The 24,720-nt window shown below is 70.3% G+C and carries 25 protein-coding genes and 1 tRNA gene; 13 read left to right on the forward strand and 13 right to left on the reverse strand.

Annotated features, from left to right (window positions below):
- Positions 1-96 precede the first annotated feature (96 nt).
- From ASF27_RS07940 to ASF27_RS07950, 3 genes are all read right to left on the reverse strand, one after another.
- Positions 97-417: a DUF3307 domain-containing protein gene (locus ASF27_RS07940; protein WP_056359133.1), complete on the reverse strand. Its 321-nt coding sequence runs from the start codon at positions 415-417 to the stop codon at positions 97-99.
- A gap of 1 nt (position 418) precedes the next feature.
- Entirely contained in the window at positions 419-1,087 is a 669-nt protein-coding gene (locus ASF27_RS07945; RefSeq protein ID WP_082478882.1) for a metallophosphoesterase, read from the reverse strand.
- Positions 1,088-1,429: 342 nt separating this feature from the next.
- A tRNA-Gln gene (locus ASF27_RS07950) sits at positions 1,430-1,504 on the reverse strand.
- A gap of 99 nt (positions 1,505-1,603) precedes the next feature.
- On the opposite strand from ASF27_RS07950, the gene ASF27_RS07955 reads away from it, so the two are divergent.
- Complete coding sequence (locus ASF27_RS07955) at positions 1,604-2,356, forward strand: SDR family oxidoreductase (protein WP_056359136.1); 753 nt, start codon at positions 1,604-1,606, stop codon at positions 2,354-2,356.
- Positions 2,357-2,472: 116 nt separating this feature from the next.
- Positions 2,473-4,110: a peptide chain release factor 3 gene (locus tag ASF27_RS07960; protein WP_056169275.1), complete on the forward strand. Its 1,638-nt coding sequence runs from the start codon at positions 2,473-2,475 to the stop codon at positions 4,108-4,110.
- Between the two features lie 34 nt (positions 4,111-4,144).
- Here the strand turns inward: ASF27_RS07960 and ASF27_RS07965 are convergent, their stop codons facing one another.
- From ASF27_RS07965 to ASF27_RS07990, 6 genes are all read right to left on the reverse strand, one after another.
- The gene (locus ASF27_RS07965; RefSeq protein WP_056359139.1) at positions 4,145-6,481 is read right to left on the reverse strand and encodes a DUF3772 domain-containing protein; all 2,337 of its coding nucleotides are present in this window, start codon (positions 6,479-6,481) and stop codon (positions 4,145-4,147) included.
- Between the two features lie 33 nt (positions 6,482-6,514).
- On the reverse strand, positions 6,515-6,967 hold the full coding sequence (locus ASF27_RS07970) for a response regulator (protein ID WP_056169287.1): 453 nt from the start codon (positions 6,965-6,967) through the stop codon (positions 6,515-6,517).
- Between the two features lie 50 nt (positions 6,968-7,017).
- Positions 7,018-7,485 (reverse strand): BLUF domain-containing protein, encoded by a 468-nt coding sequence (locus ASF27_RS07975; protein ID WP_056169290.1) that lies wholly within the window; start codon positions 7,483-7,485, stop codon positions 7,018-7,020.
- A gap of 80 nt (positions 7,486-7,565) precedes the next feature.
- Entirely contained in the window at positions 7,566-8,051 is a 486-nt protein-coding gene (locus ASF27_RS07980) for a hypothetical protein (RefSeq protein WP_056169293.1), read from the reverse strand.
- Positions 8,035-8,460, reverse strand: a complete 426-nt coding sequence (locus ASF27_RS07985; RefSeq protein WP_056263845.1) for a rod-binding protein — start codon at positions 8,458-8,460, stop codon at positions 8,035-8,037. Before ASF27_RS07985 ends, ASF27_RS07980 begins: the two co-directional genes overlap by 17 nt.
- A 37-nt stretch (positions 8,461-8,497) precedes the next feature.
- Positions 8,498-9,652, reverse strand: coding sequence for a flagellar basal body P-ring protein FlgI (locus ASF27_RS07990; protein ID WP_056169299.1), 1,155 nt, complete (start codon positions 9,650-9,652; stop codon positions 8,498-8,500).
- 321 nt (positions 9,653-9,973) lie between these two features.
- On the opposite strand from ASF27_RS07990, the gene ASF27_RS07995 reads away from it, so the two are divergent.
- The 4 genes from ASF27_RS07995 to ASF27_RS22680 all read left to right on the forward strand — a co-directional run bounded on the left by ASF27_RS07995 (position 9,974) and on the right by ASF27_RS22680 (position 12,954).
- Positions 9,974-10,399, forward strand: a complete 426-nt coding sequence (locus tag ASF27_RS07995; protein ID WP_056359144.1) for a flagellar assembly protein FliX — start codon at positions 9,974-9,976, stop codon at positions 10,397-10,399.
- A gap of 119 nt (positions 10,400-10,518) precedes the next feature.
- Positions 10,519-11,883 (forward strand): MBOAT family O-acyltransferase, encoded by a 1,365-nt coding sequence (locus ASF27_RS08000; RefSeq protein ID WP_056359147.1) that lies wholly within the window; start codon positions 10,519-10,521, stop codon positions 11,881-11,883.
- A gap of 266 nt (positions 11,884-12,149) precedes the next feature.
- Positions 12,150-12,569, forward strand: a complete 420-nt coding sequence (gene dksA, locus ASF27_RS08005) for an RNA polymerase-binding protein DksA (protein ID WP_056169307.1) — start codon at positions 12,150-12,152, stop codon at positions 12,567-12,569.
- A gap of 208 nt (positions 12,570-12,777) precedes the next feature.
- Positions 12,778-12,954 carry a hypothetical protein gene (locus ASF27_RS22680; RefSeq protein WP_200918727.1) on the forward strand — a complete coding sequence of 59 codons (177 nt, stop codon included), beginning with the start codon at positions 12,778-12,780 and terminating at the stop codon, positions 12,952-12,954.
- Positions 12,955-13,011: 57 nt separating this feature from the next.
- On the opposite strand, the gene flgH is transcribed toward ASF27_RS22680, so the two are convergent.
- From flgH to flgF, 4 genes are read right to left on the reverse strand one after another with little or no spacing between them, the layout of a single operon-like run.
- Complete coding sequence (flgH, locus tag ASF27_RS08010; protein WP_056169311.1) at positions 13,012-13,758, reverse strand: flagellar basal body L-ring protein FlgH; 747 nt, start codon at positions 13,756-13,758, stop codon at positions 13,012-13,014.
- 35 nt (positions 13,759-13,793) lie between these two features.
- A complete protein-coding gene (gene flgA, locus ASF27_RS08015; RefSeq protein ID WP_056263849.1) occupies positions 13,794-14,846 on the reverse strand; it encodes a flagellar basal body P-ring formation chaperone FlgA in 1,053 nt (350 codons plus the stop codon).
- Positions 14,847-14,863: 17 nt separating this feature from the next.
- A complete protein-coding gene (flgG, locus tag ASF27_RS08020) occupies positions 14,864-15,655 on the reverse strand; it encodes a flagellar basal-body rod protein FlgG (protein ID WP_056169314.1) in 792 nt (263 codons plus the stop codon).
- A gap of 12 nt (positions 15,656-15,667) precedes the next feature.
- Positions 15,668-16,408, reverse strand: a complete 741-nt coding sequence (gene flgF, locus ASF27_RS08025) for a flagellar basal-body rod protein FlgF (protein ID WP_056169315.1) — start codon at positions 16,406-16,408, stop codon at positions 15,668-15,670.
- Positions 16,409-16,681: 273 nt separating this feature from the next.
- On the opposite strand from flgF, the gene fliL reads away from it, so the two are divergent.
- The 7 genes from fliL (at position 16,682) to ASF27_RS08060 (ending at position 24,717) form a co-directional block, all read left to right on the forward strand.
- The gene (gene fliL, locus ASF27_RS08030; RefSeq protein WP_056169319.1) at positions 16,682-17,176 is read left to right on the forward strand and encodes a flagellar basal body-associated protein FliL; all 495 of its coding nucleotides are present in this window, start codon (positions 16,682-16,684) and stop codon (positions 17,174-17,176) included.
- 36 nt (positions 17,177-17,212) lie between these two features.
- Complete coding sequence (gene fliM, locus ASF27_RS08035) at positions 17,213-18,418, forward strand: flagellar motor switch protein FliM (RefSeq protein WP_056169321.1); 1,206 nt, start codon at positions 17,213-17,215, stop codon at positions 18,416-18,418.
- 7 nt (positions 18,419-18,425) lie between these two features.
- Entirely contained in the window at positions 18,426-18,974 is a 549-nt protein-coding gene (locus ASF27_RS08040; protein ID WP_056169323.1) for a DUF6468 domain-containing protein, read from the forward strand.
- Positions 18,971-19,858, forward strand: coding sequence for a hypothetical protein (locus ASF27_RS08045; protein ID WP_244474252.1), 888 nt, complete (start codon positions 18,971-18,973; stop codon positions 19,856-19,858). The genes ASF27_RS08040 and ASF27_RS08045 overlap by 4 nt, the downstream gene beginning before the upstream one ends.
- Positions 19,859-20,019: 161 nt before the next feature.
- Positions 20,020-20,703, forward strand: a complete 684-nt coding sequence (locus ASF27_RS08050) for an invasion associated locus B family protein (protein WP_082478885.1) — start codon at positions 20,020-20,022, stop codon at positions 20,701-20,703.
- A 122-nt stretch (positions 20,704-20,825) separates the two neighbouring features.
- Entirely contained in the window at positions 20,826-21,236 is a 411-nt protein-coding gene (locus tag ASF27_RS08055) for a hypothetical protein (RefSeq protein ID WP_056169326.1), read from the forward strand.
- Positions 21,237-21,357: 121 nt separating this feature from the next.
- Positions 21,358-24,717 (forward strand): hypothetical protein, encoded by a 3,360-nt coding sequence (locus ASF27_RS08060; RefSeq protein ID WP_056359150.1) that lies wholly within the window; start codon positions 21,358-21,360, stop codon positions 24,715-24,717.
- Positions 24,718-24,720 lie beyond the last annotated feature (3 nt).

Raw genomic sequence — 24,720 nt, forward strand, 5'->3', positions numbered from 1 at the left:
CCCGCCGAAGCCGAAGCGCACTACTATGCCCAGACCGAGGTGCAAGCCTTGGCCGCTTGATCCAAACCAAACAGCCTCCGGGAAACCCGGGGCGGTTCACAGCAGGGCGAACCAAACCAGTTTGCAGGCGACGTGAAGTGATTGGTCGACGTTGTAGGAGAGCCGGCCCGCGCACTTCGTGTGATCGATCAGGGCGTGCGCTGCGAACTCGGCGCCCGCTAGGGACCACGACCCGGTCGCCAGTTGGACAGCCCCGGCATGGATGGCCGCATGGGAGAGCAACGCGCCCGGCCAGATCGCCTCGCCTGGAACGAGGTTGAGGGTCTGGTTCTTGGCCTTGCTGAGCCAGTCGCCCTGAAGCGGATAGTCGGCGACGGCGTGCCCGATGAGCAGCCAGAGGAGGATTGATCCGTCCATCTCACGTCCTCCCGGAGAGGGAGGGGGCAAGTGCGGTGATCTCGATCACGTGGACCGGGCCGCCCGGCTTCGCTTCATCGAACACACCCACGACAAGGCGCCCGGTGGCATACGCGCCCGTGTCGAGGTTCGTGCGGCTGGGGAGGCACACAGGGCCATCCTTGAACGGCGTGTGCCCGTGGATCACGTGCTTGCCGTCGATGCCGTAGTCCCGATCCCGCGCGCATCGGAACCAGCAGAGATCCCGTTCGGTCTGATCGGCCAGGGACTTCGTCTCGTCACCGCCGGCATGGCAGAAAATGTGGTGCTCCGTCTCATGATAGAGCGGCAGGCGTGCGGCCCAGCGGACGTGCTCCAGCGGGATCGTGTCGCCGTAGGAGCGCACCGTGGCTGCCCCGCCGTTGCCGATCCACCAATCGGGCTCCGACGGTGCCATGATGGTTTCGGCCATCATGTCCTCATGGTTGCCCTTGAGGCAGACCCACGTCTGCCCCTCGGGCGGCCCGGCCATGAGGGCTTCGATGATCTGTCGGCTCTCCGGCCCGCGGTCCACATAGTCGCCCGTGAAGACGACCTTGCCGCCGCCGCGCTCGGTGATCGCCGCGATGGCTTGCGTGAAGAGGTCGAACCGGCCGTGTAGGTCGGCGATGGCGTAGGTGTTCGCGCTCATACGCTGGCCCTCCCTGCGGAAGAGGCGAGGGCGGTGGCGGCCGGGCGACGCGGGTAGATGCGCCGGACCAAGCTTTCGCCAGCCAGATCGCGGCGGTAAGCCTCGTCAATCTGGCGGCCCCACGGGCTGTTTGCTGGGAAGGGGTTCCAGGGGCAGGGCGTGCGGCGCCGGGCTACCGCCGCTGCGATCTCGGCGAAGGCTTGCTCACAGGCCTCCCTACCGATAGGCAGGCGGGACGAGGCGTGAACGGAGTGTGCGGGCCTTTGTGCGGCCGAAAACACCGTCTGTTCTTTTATATCCGATTTGTCGGCCGAGCTAAGTGCTGATTTCCCTAAGGAAATTTGGCTGGGGCGCCAGGATTCGAACCTGGGAATGGCGGTACCAAAAACCGCTGCCTTACCACTTGGCGACGCCCCATCGGCGCAAGGCCGGGTGGTGTCTAGACGGAGTGGGGGAGGCTGGCAACAGGGCGACGCCGCCTTTATGAGCGGTTGCGGAGTAGGGAGCACGCGGCGGATGGCGGGACGGATCGCGATGGTGACCGGGGCCGGCTCGGGCATCGGCCGGGCGGTGGCCCTGGGGCTCGCCGAAGCCGGATACGCCGTGGTGTTGGCCGGGCGGCGGCGGGCGCGGCTCGAGGCTGTCGCCGAGGCGGTGCGGGGGCAGGGGGGCGAGGCCCTGTCCGTCGAGGCCGATGTCGCCGACCCGGATTCCGTCGCGCGGTTGTTCGCGGCGACCCGGGAGGCGTATGGCCGCCTCGACGTGCTGTTCAACAACGCCGGCGTGTTCACCCCGAGCGTGCCCGTGGACGAGGTGGCGCTGGCCGATTGGCGTGCCAGCGTCGACGTGAACCTCACGGGCGCCTTCCTGTGCACGCAAGGGGCGTTCCGGCTGATGAAGGCGCAGGACCCGCGCGGCGGGCGCATCATCAACAACGGCTCCATCGCCGCCCAGGTGCCGCGCCCGAACTCGGCGCCCTACGCCGCCACCAAGCACGCCATGACGGGGCTGACCCGCGCCATCTCCCTCGACGGGCGCGCCCACGACATCGCCTGTGGGCAGATCGACGTCGGCAATGCCGAGACCGAGATGACGCGGGCCTTTTCGCACGGCGCCCGGCAGGCCGACGGCAGCATCAAGCCGGAGCCGGTGATGGACGCGGCCCACGTGGCGGACGCCGTGGTCTACATGGCGGGGCTTCCGCTCTCGGCCAACGTCCAGTTCATGACCGTGCTCGCGACGAAGATGCCGTATATCGGCCGGGGCTGAGCCCATTCCGGCGGCTTTGCGCTTCCCCCCGGAAACGCCTACACAGCCCGCTCTCTCGGGTCGCCGTCCGGCGGCCATCGTCCGCCCGCCGCGGACCCGGAACACCGTTGCCCGCCATGCTGATGCAGACCGAGACCAAATCCGCCGAACACAAAGCGCCCGACCCGAAGAGCGATCCCGTCGCCCGGCGCCGCACCTTCGCGATCATCTCCCACCCGGATGCCGGCAAGACCACGCTGACGGAGAAGCTGCTGCTGTTCGGCGGCGCCATCCAACTCGCCGGCGAGGTCAAGGCCAAGCGCAACCGCGTCTCCACCCGCTCCGACTGGATGGGCATCGAGAAGGAGCGCGGCATCTCCGTCGTCACCTCGGTGATGACGTTCGAGTACGGCGATTGCGTCTTCAACCTCCTCGACACCCCGGGCCACGAGGACTTCTCGGAGGACACCTACCGCACCCTGACGGCGGTGGATTCGGCCGTGATGGTCATCGACGCGGCCAAGGGCATCGAGGCGCGCACGCGAAAACTGTTCGAGGTCTGCCGCTTGCGCGACATTCCCATCGTCACCTTCATCAACAAGCTCGACCGCGAGGCCCGCGACCCGTTCGAGCTGCTGGACGAGATCGAGAAGGTGCTGGCCCTCGACGTCGCCCCCGTCACATGGCCCATCGGCCGGGGGCGGAGCTTTGCCGGCACCTACGACCTCGGCAACGGCCGGGTGCGCCGCCTCGACGCTGCCGACGATGCCGGCACCGTGCCGGTGACGGGCGTCGACGATCCGCTGTTCGATGGGCTTCTCACGGAGGAAGGCGAGGTCGCCACCTGGCGCGAGGAGGCGGAGCTCGCCGAGTCCGGCCTCAAGCGCTTCGACCTGGAGGCGTTCCGCGAGGGGCACCTCACGCCGGTGTTCTTCGGCTCGGCGCTCCGCAACTTCGGCGTGCGGGATCTCATCGACGGGCTCGCCCGCTTCGCCCCGCCGCCGCGCGGCCAGGACGCCGACAAGCGCCTTGTGGAGCCCACCGAGCCGAAGATGACCGGCTTCGTGTTCAAGATCCAGGCGAACATGGACCCGAACCACCGCGACCGCATCGCCTTCATGCGGGTGTGCTCGGGCCGGCTCAGCCGGGGCATGAAGGCCAAGCTCGTGCGCACGGGCAAACCCATGTCGCTCTCCGCGCCGCAATTCTTCTTCGCCCAGGACCGCGCCATCGCGGACGAAGCCTTCGCCGGCGACGTCGTCGGCATCCCCAACCACGGGACCCTGCGCATCGGCGACACCCTGACGGAGGGCGAGGAGATCGTGTTCCGCGGTGTGCCGAGCTTCGCCCCCGAGATCCTGCGGCGGATCAAGCTCACGGACGCGATGAAGGCCAAGAAGCTGCGCGAGGCCCTGCAGCAGATGGGCGAGGAGGGCGTGGTGCAGGTGTTCCGCCCGCATGATGGGTCCCAGGCCATCGTTGGCGTGGTCGGCGCCCTGCAGCTCGACGTGCTGAAGGAACGGCTCCAGGCCGAGTACGGCCTGCCCATCGACTACGAGCCGACCCGGTTCTCCATCTGCCGCTGGATCGAGGCCGACAAGGAGACCGATCTGGACAACTTCATCGGCAGCCACGGCTCGGCCCTGGCGAGCGACCTCGACGGCGCGCCGGTGTTCATGGCCACCACGGCGTTCTCCCTGCGCTACGAGGAAGAGCGGGCGCCCGCATTGCGGTTCTCCGACATCAAGGATTACCAGAAGCGCGCGGTGGCCTGAGCCGGTTTCGGGTTCGCGAGCTTCCGGCGCGGGCTCACGCGGTCCCGCCCAGCTTGATGCCGGAGCGGCGGAAGAATTCGAGCAGCAGGTGGTTGAGTTCGCTGCGGGTCACGTCGCTCTGCGACACGTCGTGGACGAAGACGCGCGCCTCGACTTCGAGATTTTCGCCGAGCTTCGTCAGGAGCAGCACCGGCGCGGGGTCGGCCGCGACGTTGGGATGACGGGCGGCGACGGCGACGAGGATGTCGCGCGCCAGCGCGAGATCCGTGTCCTGGGCCAGCACCACCGGCAGGCGCAGGCGCTGGGACACGTCCGTTAGGGTCTTGTTGCGGACGATGGACGTGATGATGTCGGTGTTCGGCACGATGAGGTCCGTGCGATCGCCCGTGGCGAGGAGCGTCGAGCGGACGCTGATCTTCTTGACGCGCCCCTCCTCGCCCTTGACCGTCACGAGGTCGCCGACCCGGATCGGGCGTTCGGCCAGGACGATCAGCCCCGAGACGAAATTCGAGACGATGCTCTGCAGGCCGAACCCGACGCCGACGGAGAGCGCGCCGGCGATCACCGTCAGGCTCTGCGGATTCACCCCGAGCTGACCCAGCGCCAGGAGGAGGGTGAGCACGAGGCCGCCATAGCCCACCACCGTGATCACGGAGTAGCGGGCGCCGGCGTCGAGGCGCGTCTGCGGCAGGACCCTGCGGTCGAGCCAACCCGTCGCGGCCCGCGTCAGGGCCACGCCGACGATGGCGGTCAGGGCGGCGAACCCCGCAGCGCCGACGAGGGTGCGGACATCGCCCGGATGGGTGCCGAGGAACGCGTCCCGGAACGGGTTGAGTTCGCCGTAGGCGAGGTTCCAGGGGCCGATGACGACGAAGATCATCGCGGTCACCGCGAGGACGTTCAGCACGCCCGAGACCACGGCCGAGCCGAGGGCCAGGGTGTCGGGCGGCACCGCCAAGGCCCGGCTCAGGCGCAGCAGCCGCGGGCTGGTCTCGATGTCGGCCCGGGTCACGAACAGGGCGTCGACGCAGATCAGCACCACCCAGCCCAGGGCGAGGAGCAGGCCCGTGACGATCAGGCGGCCGATGAGGAAGCCGCCGAGGGCCGTGTAGCCGGCGAGCATCGCGGCGAACGAAACCGCGACCACGGCCCAGACGACGGGCGTCAGGATCGTGAGGGAGGCGGCCGACCGCGCCGCCGGCATCGCGTCCGACTCGGCCGGGGCCTCGTCCCGGCTGAGGCGCAGGAGGGCCAGCCCCAGGAGCGCGCAGCACAGGGCGACCATCGCCATGGTGGCGGCCTGACTGATCACGATGCGGAAATGCGCCGCGACGGCGAACTCGGCGAACACCAGATCGGCGGCGTAGACCAGGATCAGGGCGTGGCCCGTACGCGCGACGATCAGGGCCGTCCCGTCGCTGACGGCGAGGAGCCGGTGGGCCGGATCGCGCGGCGCCACCATGGCCCGGAGGATGCCCGCCCCGAGGAGGGCGCCCGCGACGGCGGTGAGCACGCGGAAGATGATCGCGTCGAGGCTGCCGGGCGTGAAATCGATGTCGTCGTTCAGGACGAGGAGCAGCACGACCGCAAGGGGGAACGAGCAGACGGTGAGCGTCATGTCGAGGAGGGCGTGCACGGCGGCGCGTCGCCGGGGGCTGATGCTCGTCCGCGCGGCGAAACGCTGCCAGCGGTCCAGGGCGTACCGGCGCGCCTTCCGGATCGCCGCGTAGAGCAGCAGCAGGCCCGTCAGGACCACCGCGGCGCCGATGGCGATCTCGGCGGCGTCGTCACCCTCCTGGCCGGCCGCCATGGCGGTGCCGAGATCGGACAGCTTGCCGGCGACCTGCGGCAGCGCCCGGTCGACGAGTTCGCTCCAGAATCCGAAGGAGAGCGGGCTTGCGCCGCGGGCGAACAGGCGCGCGGCGAAGAGCCTGCGCCGCGCCTCGGTGATGCGATTGCCGAGGCCGTCGAGGTCGGCCGCGAGGGCCTTGTCCGCCTGGACCCGCTCCTCGGCGGACCGGAGGGCGTCGTCGGCCGCCCGGATGGCGGCGTCGCGCTCTGGTGGCGGTTCGATTCGGCCGGCGTCGAGCCGTGCCGTCCGCGCCCGTTCCAGGGCCGCCGCGTCCCGGGCCTGCACCTCGCGGCTCTCCGCCGCCAGGGCCTCGGCCCGGTCGCGGAGCGCGGAGAGCCCGGCGAAGTCGGCCTGCCGGAGGGGGAGTTCGGCGACGATCTCGGAAAGGGACCGGCGCAGATCCGGGCGCGGGCCGTCCTGCGCCGCCGCGCCGCCGCCGACCACGCCGAAGAGGAGCGCGAGGGTGAGGGACACCCGCTGGGCGAGCCGCCCGGCCGGGCCGGTGGGAGGGGCGATCATCGGGGACGCGCCGGCGCGTCGGAGCGGGTCCGCTCAGAACTTGCCCAGCATGGGGAAATCCACGCTGAGGGCGGATTCGGCGGCCAGCGGCGCCTCGCGCTTGCGCGGCTTGCGGTTGATGACCTGCTTCAGCTTCGATTTCAGCACCGACATGTCGAACGGCTTGAGGATGAAGGCGTCGGCGCCGGCCTGGTGGGCGAGGTTGATGTCTTCGAAGTCGAACGAGGCTTCGGTGAGGATGAAGGGCGTGTTCATCAGGGCGTCGTCGGCGCGGATCTCGCGCAGGAAGGCGAGGCCGTCCATGGGCTCCATGTCGAGGTCGGAGATCACCAGGGCGTATTTGCGCGTCCGCAGGCGCTCCAGGGCCGTCGGCGCATCGTTGACGCCCTCGACATCGGGAAACCCCAGCCGGTTCATGAGCAGGATGACGAGCTTCAGGAGCTTCTCCTGGTCGTCGACGATGAGGATCGGGGGCGTCTCGCTCATGGGTTTCGCGTCTCAAGGCCGGGGGCGGCGACGGGGCGTCCGGATGGGGTTCAGACGAACAGGTGGTCGATGCCCTGCTTCGACATGGATTCGCTCTGCAACTGCATGGCCAGGGCGTGGATGCCCGTGGCCTTCGGGGTGCCGCGCTGGAACATCGGCATGAGGTTGGCCTTCACGAACACGGCGTCGTTGGCCGGTCCGCGCACGCCCGTGGAGAACGAGTTCACGAATTCCCGCTTCACGATCTCGCGCCACTCGACGATCTGCACGTCGCGGTGGCGCGTGTCGTTGCCGATGCGGTTGAAGGTGTCGCTCACCGAGGCGCGTTCGCCCTCGATGATCTGCGCGGCGAAGTTCTGCTCCACGATGAGGAAGCTGGTGATGACGGAGAACTCGTTCTTCTTCTGGGCCTGACGGGTGATCTCGCCGAGCTGCCGGGCGCGCGTCGGCGCATCGGCGGCGAGGTTCAGCCGGGAGAAGTAGATGAGATGGACGAGGCTCGTCCGTTTGGCGCGCATGATCGTGGCCCGTGATGGTCGCGTCCCGAGCCTAGACGCGCCGGCCATAACGGAGCGTAAAGACGCGCCACCCCGGATTCCTACAGGCTGCGCGACAGCACCAGGGGCTGGCTGCCGCCGTGGCCGGCGCGGGCATAGGGGGAGGGGGCGTGCGACGGGCGGCCGTAGATCGTCGGCGCGCGGGCGCGGCCCACCTCCTCGGCCAGGGACTTCACCAGACCCTCCGACACGGAGCGGGCGGTGGCCAGCACCATCTGGTTGGCCTCCACGGCCTTGGTGAAGCGCCGGTGCGCCGCCTTCAAGGCCTCGATCCCCTCCGGCGCGAAGCGCGTCAGCGCGATGGCGTTGGCCTTGATGGTCTCCAACCCCTGCAGATAGGCCGCCGACAGGCCGGTCTTCCGCTCGGTTTCGGCCAGCCCCTCGTGCAGGCGCCCGACGCGGATGTGGTCGCTCTCGCGGGCCAGCACCGCCTCCAGGGCGTCGAGGGTCTCCATGACGCGGGCCACCAGGGCCCCGGCTCCGGCGCGGTCGACGATGCGCAGGGGGCCCTCAGTTGACGGAGCCATTCGCGCCCTCCTGCATCTTCATCATCTCGCGAAACACCTGATCGCCGATGCCGACGCCGCCGCTCTTCACGATCTGGCCGGCATATTCCTTGGTGAGCATCGAGCGGTAGACGCCGCCGCCCGTGCCGTTGTCGCCGAGGGGGCCCTCGGTGCCGTCGGACTGGGTCAGCCGGTCGAGGCTCTGCTCGAGGAACATGGTCTCGAACTCCGAGGCGGCCTTCCGGGCCTTCGCCTCGGCGGCGCTCTTGGTCGTCGCCGCCGCGCCGGTCGCCGGAGCGTTGGCCGCCGCGGCGGTCTTGGAAGCGCCCGCGGCGGCCCTGGTGGCGCCCGTGACGGTCTTGGCGATGTCGCCGACGATGGCTTTTCCGACGCCGATGGCGGCGGTGGCGGCAAGGGGAGCGAACAGCATGGTCAATGCCTCGTGCTGGGGGAGGGGGAAGAGCGCATCACATCACCTCTATGTCGGCCTGCAGGGCCCCGGCGGCCTTGATCGCCTGGAGGATCGAGATGAGGTCGCGGGGGCCGACGCCGAGCGCGTTGAGCCCGTCGACGAGCTCGCGCAGGGTCACGCCCTCCTTGACCAGGGCGAGCTTGTTGCCCTCCCCGGTATCGACTTTCACGCCCGTGCGCGGCACCACCGTGGTCTGGCCGTTGGACAGGGGGGCGGGCTGGCTCACCTGCGGCTGCTCGGTGATGGTCACCGTGAGGTTGCCCTGTGCGATGGCGACGGTGGAGACCCGGACGTCGCGGCCCATGACGATGATGCCCGAGCGCTCGTCGACGATGACCCGCGCCGTCTGGTCGGGCTCGACCTTGAGCTGCTCGATCTCGGTGACGAGGCGGATCATGTTGCCGTTGTACTTCGGCGGGATCTGCAGGGTGACGGTGGCGGGGTCCGTGGGCTCGGCGGTGTCGGCGCCCATGAAGTCGTTGATGGCGGCCGCGATCCGCTTCGAGGTGGTGAAGTCGGGGTTTCGCAGGGACAGGCGCAGGGAGCGCATGTCGTTCATCTTGAACGCCATCTCGCGCTCGATCATCGCCCCGTTGGGCACCCGGCCGTTGGTGGGGACGCCCCGGGTGATCTTGGCGGCGTCGCCCTCGGCCGAGAAGCCCGCGATGGCCACCGACCCCTGGGCCAGGGCGTAGACCTCGCCGTCGGCGCCGAGGAGCGGCGTCACCAGCAGGGTTCCGCCCTGGAGCGACTTCGCATCGCCCAGCGACGACACCGTGATGTCGATGCGGTTGCCCTGCGTGGCGAAGGGCGGAAGGCTCGCCGTCACCATCACGGCGGCGAGATTCTGGGTCCGCATGGTGGCGCCGCGGGTGTTGACGCCGAGGCGCTCCAGCATCGATTGCAGGGATTGCCGAGTGAACGGGATGTTGTTCAGGGTGTCGCCGGTCCCGTTGAGGCCGACCACGATCCCGTAACCCACGAGCTGGTTCTGGCGCACGCCCTCGATGCTCGCCATGTCCTTCACCCGCGACAGGGCGAAGGCCCGGTCCGGGGCCGCCGTCAGCCCGGCGCAGGCCAGCGCCAGGAGGCAGCGGGCGATGGAGCGCCAGGCGAAGCGGAACGTCGAGCGGGGCATCTGAATGCGCATGGTGCGTTTCGATGGAGGGCGCGGTCTTGGGAGCCAATCTGCCAGGAGCGTGCCAAACCAACCGTACCGGCAAACCCTTGTTTTTGAACGAATTTTTCTGAGGAGGTCCGGCGCCGGGACGGACGCGGCCACCGCCCTTCGTGCCGACCCGGCAGGATCTGCCGGGGGCTTTACCCGCGGTTAACCAATCCGGCCGGATTCTGCCGCCTCGTACCGATCCCGGGGCCGCGCGAGCGGGGTCACCGAATCGGCCGTCCCCCGGCGCCGCGCGGCCAGGGGGCGGATGGAACCGGCCGCGCGGATACGGAACGGTCGTCCCCCATGCGCATCGACCCCCGATTCGCCGCCGCCGCCGCGGGGGGCGCCACCGCACCGCGCCGGACCGAGGCGGGCCCGGCCTTCGCCCTCGGGCAGGCGCCGGCGACAGCGACCAGCGCCGCGGCGACGCCAGCTTCGTCCCTCGCCGGCCTCGATGCGATCCTCACCCTCCAGACCAATGCCGATACGCCGGAGGAGCGCCGCCGCCGCGCGACCCGGCGCGGCCACGACCTCCTCGACGGCCTCGACCGCCTGAAGGCCTCCCTCATCATGGGCCGGGTCTCGACCCGCGATCTCCAGGCCATCGCGGGCCGCCTCGCCCAGCGCTCGGGCGAGAGCGGCGACCCCCGCCTCGACGGCCTCATCGCCGACATCGAATTGCGGGCGGCGGTGGAACTGGCCAAGCTTCAGGCGCGCGAAGCGGCCTGATCCGGTCCTGAACGCGCCCCGACATTGACGCCCCCGCCACGATCCCCGACAAGCCGAGCCGTTCCCGGCCCCGGACACGCGGACGGGTCGCGATCCGTCGCACCCGTGACCCGGCGCGCATGCTGTTCAACTCGACGATCTTCCTGCTCGGCTTCCTGCCCGTCGCCCTCGCGCTCCACGGCCTCGTGCTGCGGTGGCGCCCGTCCCTGCGGCCCGACTGCCTGCTCCTGCTCTCGTTCGTGTTCTACGGCTGGTGGGACCCGCGCTTCGTGCCGCTCATCGCCGTGTCCATCGGAGCCAACTGGCTGGTGGCCCGGGCGTATCTCCGCGGCCGCCCGCGCGGGCTGATCCCGATCGCCATCGCGGCGAACCTCGTGGCGCTGGCGGTGTTCAAGTACCTCGATTTTCTCGCCGGACTCGTCGCCTGGGTGCCGGGCCTCGCGCTTCCCCCCGTCGGCCTCGCCCTGCCCCTCGGCATCTCGTTCTTCACCTTCCACCACTGCATGTATCTCGCCGACCTCCGGGCCGGCCGGGCGCCCGCCTACGGCCTTCGCGACTACGCCCTCTACATCGCGTTCTTCCCGCAGGTGCTGGCCGGGCCCCTCGTGCGCTGGCGCGAGGTGATGCCTCAGTTCGCCGAGCGTGGACCGGTGGCGCCGGAGCGCTTCGGACAGGGGGTGATGCTGCTCTGCATCGGCCTCGCCAAGAAGGTCTATTTCGGCGACCCCCTGGCCCAGGTCGTCAATCCGGTCTTCGAACTGGCGGCGGGCGGCGCCGGCGTGACGGTGGCGCAGGCGTGGCAGGCGACCCTGGGCTTCACCTTCCAGATCTACTTCGACTTCTCCGGCTACACCGACATGGCGCTCGGCCTCGGCCTGATGTTCGGCGTGATCCTGCCTCAGAATTTCGACGCGCCCTACCGGGCGACGTCCCTGCAGGATTTCTGGCGTCTGTGGCACATGACCCTGTCGCGCTTCCTGCGCGACTACCTCTACGTTCCGCTCGGCGGAAACCGGCACGGCCTCGCCCGCCAGATTCTCGCGCTCCTCGCCACCATGACCCTGGGCGGCCTTTGGCACGGCGCCGGCCTCACCTTCGTGGCCTGGGGCCTCGCGCACGGGATCGGCCTCGCCCTTGGCCTGCTGTGGCGGCGTGGCGGCCTGCCCATGCCGGTGCCGCTCGGCCGGCTCCTCACCTTCGGCTTCGTCGCGGCGACCTGGGTCCTGTTCCGCGCGCCCGATTTCCCGAGCGCCGTGCGCATCTTCGACGGCCTCGTCGGGCACGCGCCCCTCGGCACCGGCCTGCCGTGGCGCACCCTGGCGCCGGCCGCCGCCATCGCCTGCCTCGGCCCCACGGCCTGGAGCGTCGTCCAGCGCACACCGCCGACCCGGTTCGCGGCGCTCGGCTTCGGCCTGCTGTTCGTCGCCCTGCTCCTGCGGATCGGCGAGGACGCGAACTACGCCTTCATCTACTTCCAGTTCTGAGCACTTCGGGACCGGCGCCGGTCGGCCGTTCTGCGGGGAATTTCGTAAGGCGGCGCCCGCGAAACGCGGGTATCCCGGTCGGTCGGGCAGCGGGCCCGGGTGCATCGGCACGCCGTACATCCGTTGCGTGTTTGCCGCAGGGCGCGGATGCCTGTTACGAACCGGCCCGCCTGTGGTATCGGCGCGTTGTCGTGGACCGATCCCTGCATTATAGCGACGCAAAATATCGCCGCAAACTGGCCGCGACAGACTTGCGAGGGGCGCGAATGGCGAAGATCACACTCGAGGACGGCTACGTACCCAGTGAGAGCGAGCCGTTCATGAACGATCGGCAGCGTGAATATTTCCGGCGTAAGCTTCTCGGCTGGAAATCCGACATCATGCGCGAGGCCCAGGACACCCTCGTCGCCCTCCAGAGCGAGAACGAGAACCATCCAGACCTCGCCGACCGGGCCTCGTCGGAGACCGACCGGGCCATCGAGCTGCGGGCCCGGGACCGCCAGCGCAAGCTCACGGGCAAGATCGACGCCGCCCTCGCTCGCATCGAGGACCGCTCCTACGGCTATTGCGAGGAGACCGGCGAACCGATCTCCCTGAAGCGCCTCGACGCCCGCCCCATCGCCACCCTGTCCCTGGAAGCCCAGGAGCGCCACGAGCGGCGCGAGCGGGTCTACCGGGACGATTGAGATCGCCGGGCACAAGATCGGGACGAAGGCCGCGGCCGAACCCGATCCAGTGCGGGCCGGCGCCGTTCGGCGCCAATTCGGATGAGCGGCGGTGGCCTCGGCGTCGAAGACTGGCGTCGACTTGGTCGGATGCCGGGCGTCGTTCGCGGAACCTTGGGACCGTGGTTCGGCTTCCCCACGATAACACTATCGTCAGGGAGCCAACGCCGTGAACAATGAAGTTCTCATCCTCGTCCTCGCCCTCGCGACCCTCGGCATCGTCATCGGTGTCGCCCTGTGGCAGCGCGCCCGCGTCGCCGCCAAGAAGAACGACCCGGAACGCTCCGCCTTCACGAAGACCCACGGCGAGGCGCCGCGCCCGAACCGGCCCGGCACGGAGCACTAGATTTCCCCGGGGACGATCGTCCCCGGGTGAGGGTTCGCGGTGCCGTCCGGGACCGCGTCAGAACGGCAGCAGCACGTCGACGATCTGCTGGCCGTAGCGGGGCTGCTGCACGTCGGTGATCTGGCCGCGGCCGCCATAGGCGATGCGCGCCTGGGCGATCTTGGTCGACTCGATGGTGTTGTCGGATTCGATGTCTTCCGGGCGGACCACGCCGGCGATGATGAGTTCGCGCACCTCGAAGTTGATGCGGATCTCCTGCTTGCCCTCCACAACGAGATTGCCGTTCGGCAGGATCTGCGTGACGATGGCGGCAATGCTGGTGGTGACGGTCTCGTTGCGCTGAACCGAGCCGGTTCCGTCGCTCGACGTGGTCGAGGTCGCGTCGAGGAGCTTGTCGGCGGCGATGCCGGCGGCCGCCACCGCGGGGTTCTTCTCCAGGCCGAAGGCGTTGGGCAGGCCGAACCCCTCCGCGTTGGAGCGCGAGCGCTTGGTCTCGTTGTTCAGGTTGGCCCGGTCGGTGACGTTGACCTTCACGGTCACGAGGTCGCCGATGCGGGCGGCGCGCTGATCCTTGAAGAACGCCCGCGATCCCGTGCGCCACAGGGAGTTCGGCGCGTAGGAGACCGGCTGGACCTCCGGCATCGGCAACCGCACGGGCTTGTAGCCGGCCTGCGCCGTCGGATCCTCAATGGCCGACAGGGCCGGGGTGGCGCCGATCTGCGACAGCCGATCGGCGGTGTTGCAGGCGGTCAGACCCGTGCACAGGAGCGCTACGGCGAGGGCGGGGCGAACGCGGTGGGTCATCGGGACCGTGCCTGAGGCGATTCGAAGGGGGAGGATCAACGGGTGCCGTCGAGGGCGGCGTTGGCCTGGCGCTGGATCGGCGCCGGTGCCGGGCCGACGGAGACGCGCCCCGGCCCGATCACGGTGGCGGGCAGCACCTTCTTGGAGACCGGGTTGGTCACGGTGATCGCGGCACCGAGGCGGCCGCTCTCGTTGGCCTGGCCCCGGAGGGACAGGGCGAGGCCAGGCGCGTCGAACACGATGGTGACGGCTTCGCCGCGTGCGACGAGGTCGGGCGGCGCGACATCGCCGCCGCGCAGGATCGCGCCCGCGCTCAAGCCCCGCTGCGCCACCTGTCCGGGCAGGTCCGCCGCGCCCGTCCGGGCATCCGTCGGCACCGCCTCCTTCGGCCGCCGCTCGACGGTGAAGTCTGCCGGCGTGACGGCCTCGCCCCGGTTGAGCTGGCGCCCGATGACCACCACCTCGCGAATCTCCATGACGAGGCCGGTGACCCGGAGCGAAGCCTGGCGGTCGCCGAGCGTCACCAGGGCGGCGAGGCGCCGGGACCGCGGATCGTAGGTGAGATCGACGGCCGAGGCCTGTCCGTCGAGGTCGACGGGGGCGAGCAGCACCGGCGCGTCGCCATCGAGACGGATCGCCACGGTGCGGCCGTCGAGGCCGTAGGCGGTCTCGAGGGACCGCTTCAGGGCGGCCTCGATCTCCGGTTGGGCGACGCGCCGGGCGGCGCGCTGGACCGCGACCTGGACGCGCCCGCCCGTCTCGATCTCGCCGAGCCCGAGGGCCGCGACGGCCTCGGCGATGCGCCGGGCCTGGATGGTGCCGTGCCCCCCGAGGGACGGCGCACGGAACAGCGGGCGCACCGAAAGATCGGCGCTCGCCCCCTCCACGAGATCGCCCAGCGTCAGCACGTCGCCGCGCGCCGTGACGTCGCCGCGCAGGCGAAGGCGCTGCGCCGGGCCCTCCGCCAGAACCGGGAGGGTGAGCAGTCCGAATGCCAGGAGCGCGAACAGGGCGCGGGCCACCATCGCCGGATTGACCGGCGAGACGCGGGGCCGAAGGGTCGGGGAAACGTATCTCAGGGCGTACATCTTGATGGCGCTCCCGATCAGCCGCGGAACATCTGCGAGGTGGTGGACATCATCTGGTCGGCGGCGGTCACGACCTTGGAGTTCATCTCGTAGGCCCGCTGCGCCGCGATCAGGGACGAGATCTCCGTCACCGCGTTGACGTTGGCTTCCTCGAGGTAGCTCTGCTGGAGATTGCCGAAGCCTTCCGCGCCCGGTGCAGCCGCGATGGCCGGGCCCGACGCCGCGGTCTCGATGAACAGGTTGTCGCCGATGGATTCGAGGCCGACCTTGTTGACGAACCGCGCCAGCTGAAACTGCCCGAGCGCCTGCGGCGCCGTCTGGCCCGGCACCGTCGCCTGCACCGCCCCCTGGGCGCTGATGGTCACGGAGGTGGCGTTGTTCGGCACCGTGATGCCGGGATCGACGAGATAGCCGTCGCGGGTGACGAGCTGGCCCTGCGCCGAGAGGTCGAACGAGCCGTCGCGGGTGTAGGCGGTGCGCCCGTCCGGCATGGTGACGCGGAACATGCCCTCGCCCCGGATGGCGACGTCGTAGTCCTTCTGCGTCGAGGTCAAGGTGCCCTGCGACATCACCCGGGCCGTCGAGGTGGTCTTCACGCCCGAGCCGATGGCGAGGCCCGCCGGCAGTTGGGTGTTCTGGTCCGACGTCGAGGAACCGGCCCGGCGCAGGTTCTGGTACAGCAGATCCTGGAAATGCGGCTGCTGACGCTTGTAGCCGGTGGTCCGAAGGTTGGCGATGTTGTTGGAGATGACCTGGACGTTGAGTTCCTGGGCCGCCATGCCGGTGGCGGCAGCGTAGAGCGCGCGCATGTGTGCTGATCCTCAGGCAACTTCGGCGAGGCGGCGGATCGCCGTGCCGCGCAGTTCATCGAGGCGCGAGATCACGCCCGACACCATGGAGTAGGTCCGGTTGACGTCCATCAGCCGCGTCATCTCGATGACCGGCTTGACGTTGGAGCGCTCCAGCGCCCCCGACTCGACGCGGCCGGCGAGCCCTGCGGCCGTCGGCGCGGCCGTGGAGGCGTAGAGGTTCGCGCCTTCGTTGGTCAGCGCCTGCGGGTTCGCGAACGTCACGAGGCGCACCCGCCCGCGGATGCCGAGGTTGGTCGAGACCGTTCCGTCGGGGCCGATGGCGAGGCCGGTTTCCTGGGGGCCGATCTGGATCGGCCCGCCATCGCCCTGCACGGGATAGCCGTCGCTGGTCACGAGGTTGCCCTGGGGGTCGGTCTCGAAGGCGCCGTTGCGGGTGAAGCGGTCGCCGGCCGGCGTCCGCACGACGAGGAAGGCTTCGCCCCGGACGGCGACGTGGAGGGGGTTTCCGGTCTGCTCGATGGGGCCCTGACCGAGATCGAGGGCCGTGCCCTGGTCGATGACGTAGGACACGCGCCGATCCGGCTTCGGGAACGAGTCCGCGCTCGCCACCGGCATCAGGTATTCCTGGAACCGCGAGTTGCGGGCCTTGAAGCCGTTGGTCGAGACGTTGGCCATGTTGTTGGCGATCACCTCCAGCTCGCGCTGAAGCGCGACCTGGCTCGAGACCCCCACGAACATTGCGTTCTGCATGACACGATCCAACTGCGACGAGCGGTATTGATCGAACCAGTCCGCACGCGGCGTGCCAGCCGGCGCTACCATTTTTTGCCGAACGAAAACAAAGAGTTGTCCGATATGCCCGACCGGGCCGGTCGAGCCGTCCCCCGTCCTCGCGGCAAGTCCGACCCGGCAGCTTTTGCCGCCTTAACGACCCGTTAACCCTGCGGGCCGATATCTCGACACCAGGAGTTTCACGTTGACGCGGGACTCGAGGACGGCGGCGTTCCAGTCAGGGCAGGATCGATGGCGAAGAAGCCGACAAAGGCCGCCGTGGACGGTGAGGAGGGCGCGCCTCCGGCCGGTTCGAAGAAGAAGCTCATCATCATCGGCGCGGTGGCGCTGCTCGCCCTCGGCGGCGGCGGCGTCTTCGTCATGAAGAAGAAGGCCGGCGACGCGCACGCGGCGACCGCGGTAGAGGTCAAGGCCCCGATCGTCTTCCTCGACGTGCGGGAGATGATGGTCAACCTGTCGAGCGAGGCCGGTCAGGACAAGGCGCGCTTTGCCAAGATCAAGATCTCCATCGAGCTCAAGGACGCCAAGGTCGAGCAGGAAGTGAAGCCGCTGATGCCGCGCATCGAGGACGCCTTCCAGGTCTACATGCGCGAGTTGCGCGCGAGCGACCTCGCCGGTTCGGCCGGCCTGTACCGCCTGCGCGAGGAATTGCTGCGGCGGGTCAACGTGGCGATCCATCCGGCACGGGCCGAGGCGGTGCTCTTCAAGGACGTGATCGTCCAGTAGTTTCGGCCTCCTTCCACCACCGCATTCGGGACTCCCATGGCCGACGCCGACGAGGACGACTGGGCCGCAGCCCTCATTGCCCAAAACGAGGCCGGGGGCGATACGTCCCTGGCCGACGAGTGGGGCGCGGCGCTGGCCGAGCAGGGCACCACGACGCATGCGAGCGACGTCGCCGCCGAATGGGCGACGATGATCGAGGACGGGGAGACCGACAATCTTCCCGAACTCGCCGGCAACGACCGCATCCTGAACCAGGATGAGATCGACGGCGTCCTAGGGTTCTCCCTGCGCGAGCTGTCGGCCTCGGGCGCCGGCGGCGTGCGCGCCATCGTGGATTCGGGCGTCGTCCAGTACGAACGCCTGCCGATGCTGGAGATCGTCTTCGACCGGATGATCCGGTTGCTGTCGACGAGCCTGCGCAATTTCTTCCAGGACAACGTCGAGGTGACCCTCGACAACATCACCTCGGTGCGCTTCGGCGATTACCTCAACGCCATCCCCCTCCCGACGCTCCTGGGCGTGTTCCGGGCCGACGCGTGGGAGAATTCCGGCCTCGTCACCGTCGAATCGAACCTCGCCTACTCGACGATGGACCTGCTGCTGGGCGGCAAGCGCGGCGGCACCTCGACGCGCCTCGACGGCAGGCCCTTCACCACCATCGAGATGCAGCTCGTCCGCCGCCTCGTGGAGATCATCCTCAGCGACCTCGAACTCTCGTTCCAGCCGCTCTCCCCCGTGCGCTTCGCCATCGACCGGATCGAGACCAACCCGCGCTTCGCCACCATCACCCGCCCGGCCAACGCCGCGATCCTGATCAGCCTCAAGCTCGACATGGACGGGCGCGGCGGCCTGCTTCAGATCCTGTTCCCCTACGCCACCATCGAGCCGATCCGTGAACTGCTCATGCAGAGCTTCATGGGCGAGAAGCTCGGCCGCGACCACGTCTGGGAAAGCCATCTCGCCACGGAGATCTGGCAGGCGGACGCGACCATGGAGGCGGTGCTGCACGAAACGATGCTGCCCCTGAAGAAGGTGCTGTCCCTCAAGGTCGGCGACACCCTGATGTTCGACACCAAGCCCTCCGACCTCATCTCCGTGCGCTGCGGGGACTGGGCCCTGACGCAGGGCCGCATCGGCAGGGTCGACGACAGTATCGCCGTGCAGTTGACCCGGCCGCTGCGCCGGTCACGCACCACGTTCCAGGCCTTCGAAGCCTCCATGAACAACCGCAACGACGGGTGAGCCCACCATGAGTCTCCTCGTCACCCTGACGGCCGACGTTCTCGTGGCCATCCTGCTCGTCGCGACCATCGTGTCCTGTATCCGCCTCAGCCGACGCATCGCGCGCATGAAGGCCGACGAAGCCGGCATGCGGCAGACCATCGGCGAACTGATGGTCGCCAGCACCACCGCCGAGCGTGCCGTCGCGGGCTTGCGGGCGACCCTCGACGAATGCGATCGGACCCTGGCCGACCGCCTCGCCACCGCCGAGCGTTACGCCGCCGACCTGTCGACCCACGTCGCGGCCGGCGAAGCGGTCATCGGCCGGATCTCGGCCATCGTCGCCCAAGCCGGGGGAGGGCAAACCGGCGCGGGTCGAACCCAGGCGAGCACCCTCAGGGCACCGCCCATGGCCGACACGGCCGTCCGGCCCCATCCGCAGATCGTCCCGCCGCAGACCCGTACGCCCGCGGAAGTTCCGGCGAGCCCCAACGGTGAACGGCTCGGCGCCGCCGCCGCCGCCGCCCTCGCCATGTCGGAGCGGGCCCTCGGCCGCCTGCGGAGCAAGGCCGCATGACGACGCCGGTGCCGACCCGGATTCCCAGCCAAGCCAAGAAGCCCGGTCCGGCCAAGCAGCCCGGATCGTCCAAGAAGCCCGGTTCGGCGGGGAAGCCGAGCCTACGGCTTCGCTTTCCGCAGCCGCGCCCGATCAAGCTTCGGCTCGTCGATGCCGTCACCCTCGCGGCCGTCGGCCTTCTGGTGCTGAAGCTCGCCGCGCTGACGGTCGAGGATGCGAAGCCGGTGCCGGGTGCGCCCCTGCCGGACTTCGCCCGTGTTCTCTCCAAGGCACGCACGGGGTACGAGCCGTCGGATCCGGCCACCACCGGCTCCGTGACGCCCAAGGAACCGGAGAAGCCGGCCGCCGAGCCCACGAAGGCACCGACCCGGCCCCCACCGCCTCCGGAAGCGATGCCGGAATCCGAGCGCGCGATCCTCGAACGCCTGTCGACGCGCCGTGAGACGCTCAAGCAGCGCAGCGATGCCCTCGATCTGCGCGAGCAGCTGATCGGTACGGCCGAGCGTAAGCTCGAAACCGGCATCGATGCCCTGAAACAGGGTGAAGGCAGCGCGGAGGGCGGCGCGACCCAGCGGGCGGAGGCGGAGAAGGCGGCGCTGAAGAACATCGTCACCATGTACGAGACGATGAAGCCCAAGGACGCCGCCCGGGTGTTCGACCGTCTCACCCTGGAGGTGCTGGTCCCCATCGTGCTGGCGATGAACCCGCGCAAGATGGCGGAGGTTCTCGCCCTGATGCAGTCGGAGCCGGCGGAGAAACTCACCGTCGCCCTCGCCAACCGCGCCCGCGGCATGGCGCCGGCACAGGCCCCGGTGGTCGCCGGCCTCGGCCCCAACGAGCTGCAGGCCATCGAGCCTTCCGGCCGGGTGGAACCGAAGCGCTGACGCTTGGGTCTCAGACCATCCTTATGGTTGCGCGCGCCGGGCGTCGGGGTTAGGCGGCAGGCTCGGATGCCACCATACGGCACCGCCCGCCGTCGATCGGAGGGCGGGCTTTCGCGGGAGTGGCGTCGCACACGCTCGAGACGCATCCCTGGAGGCCCAGCTTGTCGCCGCTCTATCCGTTCCGCCCGCAGACCGCCGCGCTGTTCGGCCTGTCCCTGTCGCTCGCACTCCTACCGTTCCTGACCACGCAGACCTTCGCTCAGGACGAGGGCGAGCCGGAGGCGCCCGCCGTGACGGCGCCGAAAGCCAAGCCGAAACCGAAGCCCGCCCCGGCGGCCAAGCCCGCGCCTGCGGCCAAACCGGCTCCCGCCACGACGGCGCCCACGGCCGTCTGGCCTGCCGGCGCGAGTTCGGTCAGCGAGGTCTACGGCGACTGGACCGTCGTCTGCGCCCGGGAAGGCGCCGGGCCGTCGACCTGCACGCTGATGCAGGCCCAAGGGTCGAAGACGGATGGACGCCGCTCCTTCGCCATCGAACTGCGCTCGCCCGCCGAGGGCCGTGCCGCCGGGCTGATCCTGATGCCGCTCGGCGTCAACATCGAGGGCGGCGTCCAGTTCAAGCTCGACGAGGCGGTTCTCGGACAGGGGGCGCCCTATCTGAGCTGCAGCCAGGAAGGCTGCATCGTCCCCGTCAGCTTCCCGACCCTCGCGACGGACACGATGAAGACGGCCAAGGCCCTGACGGTCACGGCCACGCGGCCGGACGCCAAGGAACCGGTGGTCATCACCGTGCCCCTCGGGGGCTTCGGTCCCGCCCTGGCCCGCGCCGCCGCGTTGGCGGGCTGACACCGATGCGGTGGTGATCCGGCGCGCGCCGGCACCGCCGACGAACCGACCGAGAGCCAAGCGCAACAAAAATCCGCGCCCGACGAGACCATCGGCTCGGTCACACTCACGAGGAAACGCCCATGAAGTCCGTTCTGACCGCCTGCGTGTTCGCCGCCCTGGCGACGGCGCCCGCCCTCGCCCAGACGACACCGGACGCCCCGCCACCCGATGCCGCCGCACCGGAGAACAGGCCTCCGGAAACGAAGGCCGAACGCCAGCGCAACAGCGCCGCCAAACTCTCCGGGCTCCTGTACTTCGTGCAGAATGCGTGTCCGGACCTGCAGCCCGACTACGCCCGCTTCAAGACCGTGGTCTCTAGCCTCGGGGTGACCCTGGAAGACCTCTCGGCCGGCGACCTCCTGTTGCGGTCGCGCACCTACACCGAGGTCTACACCAAGGACACGCCCGCGAACTGCACCCGGGCCGAGGCCAATTTCGGTCCGGCCGGGACGACGATCCCCGGGCTCGTCGTCAAGCGGGCGGCACAGTAGCGCCGCGCCCGCCTTTTAAGCCCACGTTAGCCCTGGCCTGAGAGAGTACCAGGACGGTGTGGCGTATGGCGCCCGTCTCGCGGTGCGAGTCGGGTGCCCCTCGGGTTTGGCGAATTCTGCGATGGGTCTGGGTGCCGGTATCGCGACTCGACGGCGTCGGCCCCTGGCCGGCCTCGCCGCGGCGTCGATCCTCGCCGGTCTGGTCCTGTGCGGACCCGCCGATGCAGGGCGCCTGACATCGGCTGCCGGCACGCAGGCCGAGCGCTACGGCCGTATCGCCCTGAGCTTCGACACCGCCGTCACGGTCAAGGCCCGGATTTCGGGGGCGGTTCTCGTCATCACCTTCTCGGAGCGCAGTCCCGCCTTCGCGGAACGCCTCGCCGCGCAGATGCCGGACTACGTGTCCGTGGTCCGGCGGGATCCCGACGGGGCCGGCCTGCGGCTCGCCCTGCAACGGCCCTATCGCGTCAACGTGCAGAGCGCGGGCGAGACGACGTTCATCGATCTCCTGCCCCTCGACTGGGCCGGTCTGCCGCCCCCCCTGCCGCCCGAGATTGTGGCCGAGCTGTTCGCCCGGACCCAGGCCGCCGAGGCCGCCCTGCGCGCTGCCCGTCCGAAGCCGCCCGAGCCCGTCCGGCTGCCCCTGGAACTGGCCCTTCGCCCCAACCTCATGCGCCTCAGCCTGCGTCTGCCCGAATCCGCGACGGCGCGGTTCGAGCGCGACGGCGCGGCCACGCGCCTCGACCTGCCCGGCGCATGGCGGATCGACGACACCGCGACGCGCGGACGTCTGAAGCCCGCGGTGGCGGCCCTGTCCGTGGAGGGGGATACGGCGGGCGCCCGTCTGCTGGTGACTCCCGCGGACGGGTACGAGGTCACCCATACGCGCGACGCCGACGGCGTCACCCTCGATCTGATCCCCAAGGCCCGGGAGACGAAGCCGTCCGAGGCCCGCGCGGCGGACCCCACGGCCGACGTCAAGCCCGCGGCGGTTGAGCCCAACCCGTCCTCCGGCGCGCCCGCGACCGCTCCGGTGCAGCCGGTCGCAGGCGCGCCGGCAAAGCCGCCGGCCGTCGTTGCGCGAGCGGCCGTGATCCGTCCCGCCGGCCCCGGGTTGGTGTTTCCCTTCGAGCGGATGCCGGCCGCGGCCCTGTTCGAGCGGGCGGGCATCGCCACCCTCGTGTTCGAGACGCCGGGCCCCGTGAGCGTTCCATCGGGCGATCCGATCCTGACGCCCCTGGGGCCGCCCGTGCGAACGGGTGGTTTCGTCATCCTGCGGTTCCCCGTCCCGCGCGAGCGTCTGCTCGACCTCGTTCCGGTCGGCCCCACCGAGGCTCCGACGGGCTGGGAGCTCGTGGCGGGCACGGATCTCGCGGCGAGCGAATCCCTATCGGCGGTTCGGAATGCGGGGGCGAACGGGCGCCTCGGCGTCGGGGTGAAGCTGCCCAGCCCCGGCGGCGCGACCTGGCTCGACCTCGACGGAGAGCGCATCGGCGTCGTCACCGGTCACGGTCCGAAGCCCGCCGGCATCGCGAAGCGTCAGGCCTTCGTCGATTTCGAGTTGCTGCCGAGCCGGCAGGGCATCGCCGTCCTGGCGCAGGCGGACGATCTGCTGGTCCGGCCGGACCTCGACGGTGTCTCCATCGGCCGGGATTCCGGCCTGGCCGTGTCGGGCGTCGCGCGGGCCACCGATGCACCGCTGGCGGCCGTCGCCGATCTCGCCGTCGATCGCGGCCCCTGGGAGGCCTCGCGCCGGGGTGACGTTCGGGAGCTCCTGCGCCACCAGCTCGAAGCGGTGACGGAGGCGTCCCGCGTCGCCCGCGGCCCCCTGCGCCTGACCCTGGCCAGGAGTTTCCTCGCGAACGGCCTCTCGATCGAGGCTTACGGCGTCCTCAAGGTCGCGGTGGCGGAGGATCCGGTGCTGGCCGGCCAGCGCGATGTCTCCCTTCTCATCGCCATCGCGGCCGCCCGCATGGGCCACACGGGCGAGGCACGGCGCATTCTGGAGAGCGACGGCCTGAAATCCGATCCGGAAGTGCGCCTGTGGCAGGGCTACCTCGACGCCCTCGCGGGCCAGTGGGCCAAGGCCGACGGGGCGTTCCGGGAGACCGCCGGCATCCTCGAACGGTACCCCGACGATCTGCAGATCCTCCTGCGCAGCGCGGCCGCCGAAGCGGCCATCGAGGCGGGCGACTGGGACTCGGCGAGCCGCCACATCACCCTGGCGGGGGCGCGCTTTCCGGAGCGGCCGCTGCGCGATCGGCTCGCACTCCTGCGCGCCCGCATCGACGAGGTCACGGGCCGCACCACCGTCGCCCTGGAGAGCTACCGCCGCCTCGCGGAAGCGGGGGACGGCCCCGTCGCGGCGGATGCCGCGTTGCGCGCCGCCATCCTGGCCCATGCCTCGGCCAAGCTGCCGCTCACCGAGGCCATCGACCGGATCGAGACCCTGTCGCTCACGTGGCACGGCGACGAGATCGAGACCCGGGCGATCGCGGCCCTCGCCAATCTCTACAAGGAGGCCGGGCGCTGGCGTCAGGCCTTCACGGCCGCGCGACGGGCCGACGCCCTGCGCGGCCAGTCGCCCATCGCCCGCACCCTGCACGATTCGGCCCTGGCCCTCTTCGACGAGCTCTATCTGGGCGAGCGCGGCGCGAACCTGTCCGGCGTCGAGGCCCTGGCGCTGTACTTCGACTTCAAGGACTACGCCCCGATCGGTCGGCGGGGCGACGAGATCGTGCGCCGCCTCTCGGATCGCCTGGTGGAGCTCGATCTCCTCGATTCCGCCGGGGACCTGCTGCAGCATCAGGTGGACCACCGCCTCGCCGGGCCGGCCCGTGCCGAGGTGGCCGCGCGGCTCGCCACCATCCGGCTCATGGACGAGAAGCCGCTGGCCGCGCTCCAGGTCCTCGACGCGACCTATCTGCCCGAACTGCCGGAGGATCTGCGCCGGGCCCGCGCGCTCCTCCGGGCACGCGCCCTGTCCGACCTTTCGCGGACGGACCTCGCCCTGGAGACCATCGAGGGCGAGCCGGGGGCCGATGCGGCGCGCCTGCGGGCCGACATCCTGTGGACCGGACGGCGCTGGCGCGAGGCCGGCGAGGCGCACGAGACCCTGGTGAGCGAGGCCTGGCGCCAACGGGCCCCCCTGGACGACAAGGAGCGGACCGACGTCCTACGCGCCGCCATCGCGTACGGGCTGGCCGGCGAAACCCTGAGCCTGGAACGCCTGCGGGCGAAGTTCGCCGACCCGATGGCGGACAGCATCGACGCGCGCACCTTCGCCCTGCTGACCCAGCCCAATGCCGTGCGCACGGCGGGTTTCCGCGAGATCGCCCAGAAGGCCACGAGTGCGGAGACCCTGCGATCCTTCCTCACGGAATACCGCAAGCGCTATCCCGACGCCGCCGTGCCCGAGCGGGGCAAGCGCGAGGGCGAGGCCCGCGCCGATGCGCAGGGACCGGCAACCCCGCCCGGCTGATCG

Origin of the sequence: Methylobacterium sp. Leaf102 (assembly GCF_001422425.1) — a bacterium.
GTDB lineage: Bacteria > Pseudomonadota > Alphaproteobacteria > Rhizobiales > Beijerinckiaceae > Methylobacterium.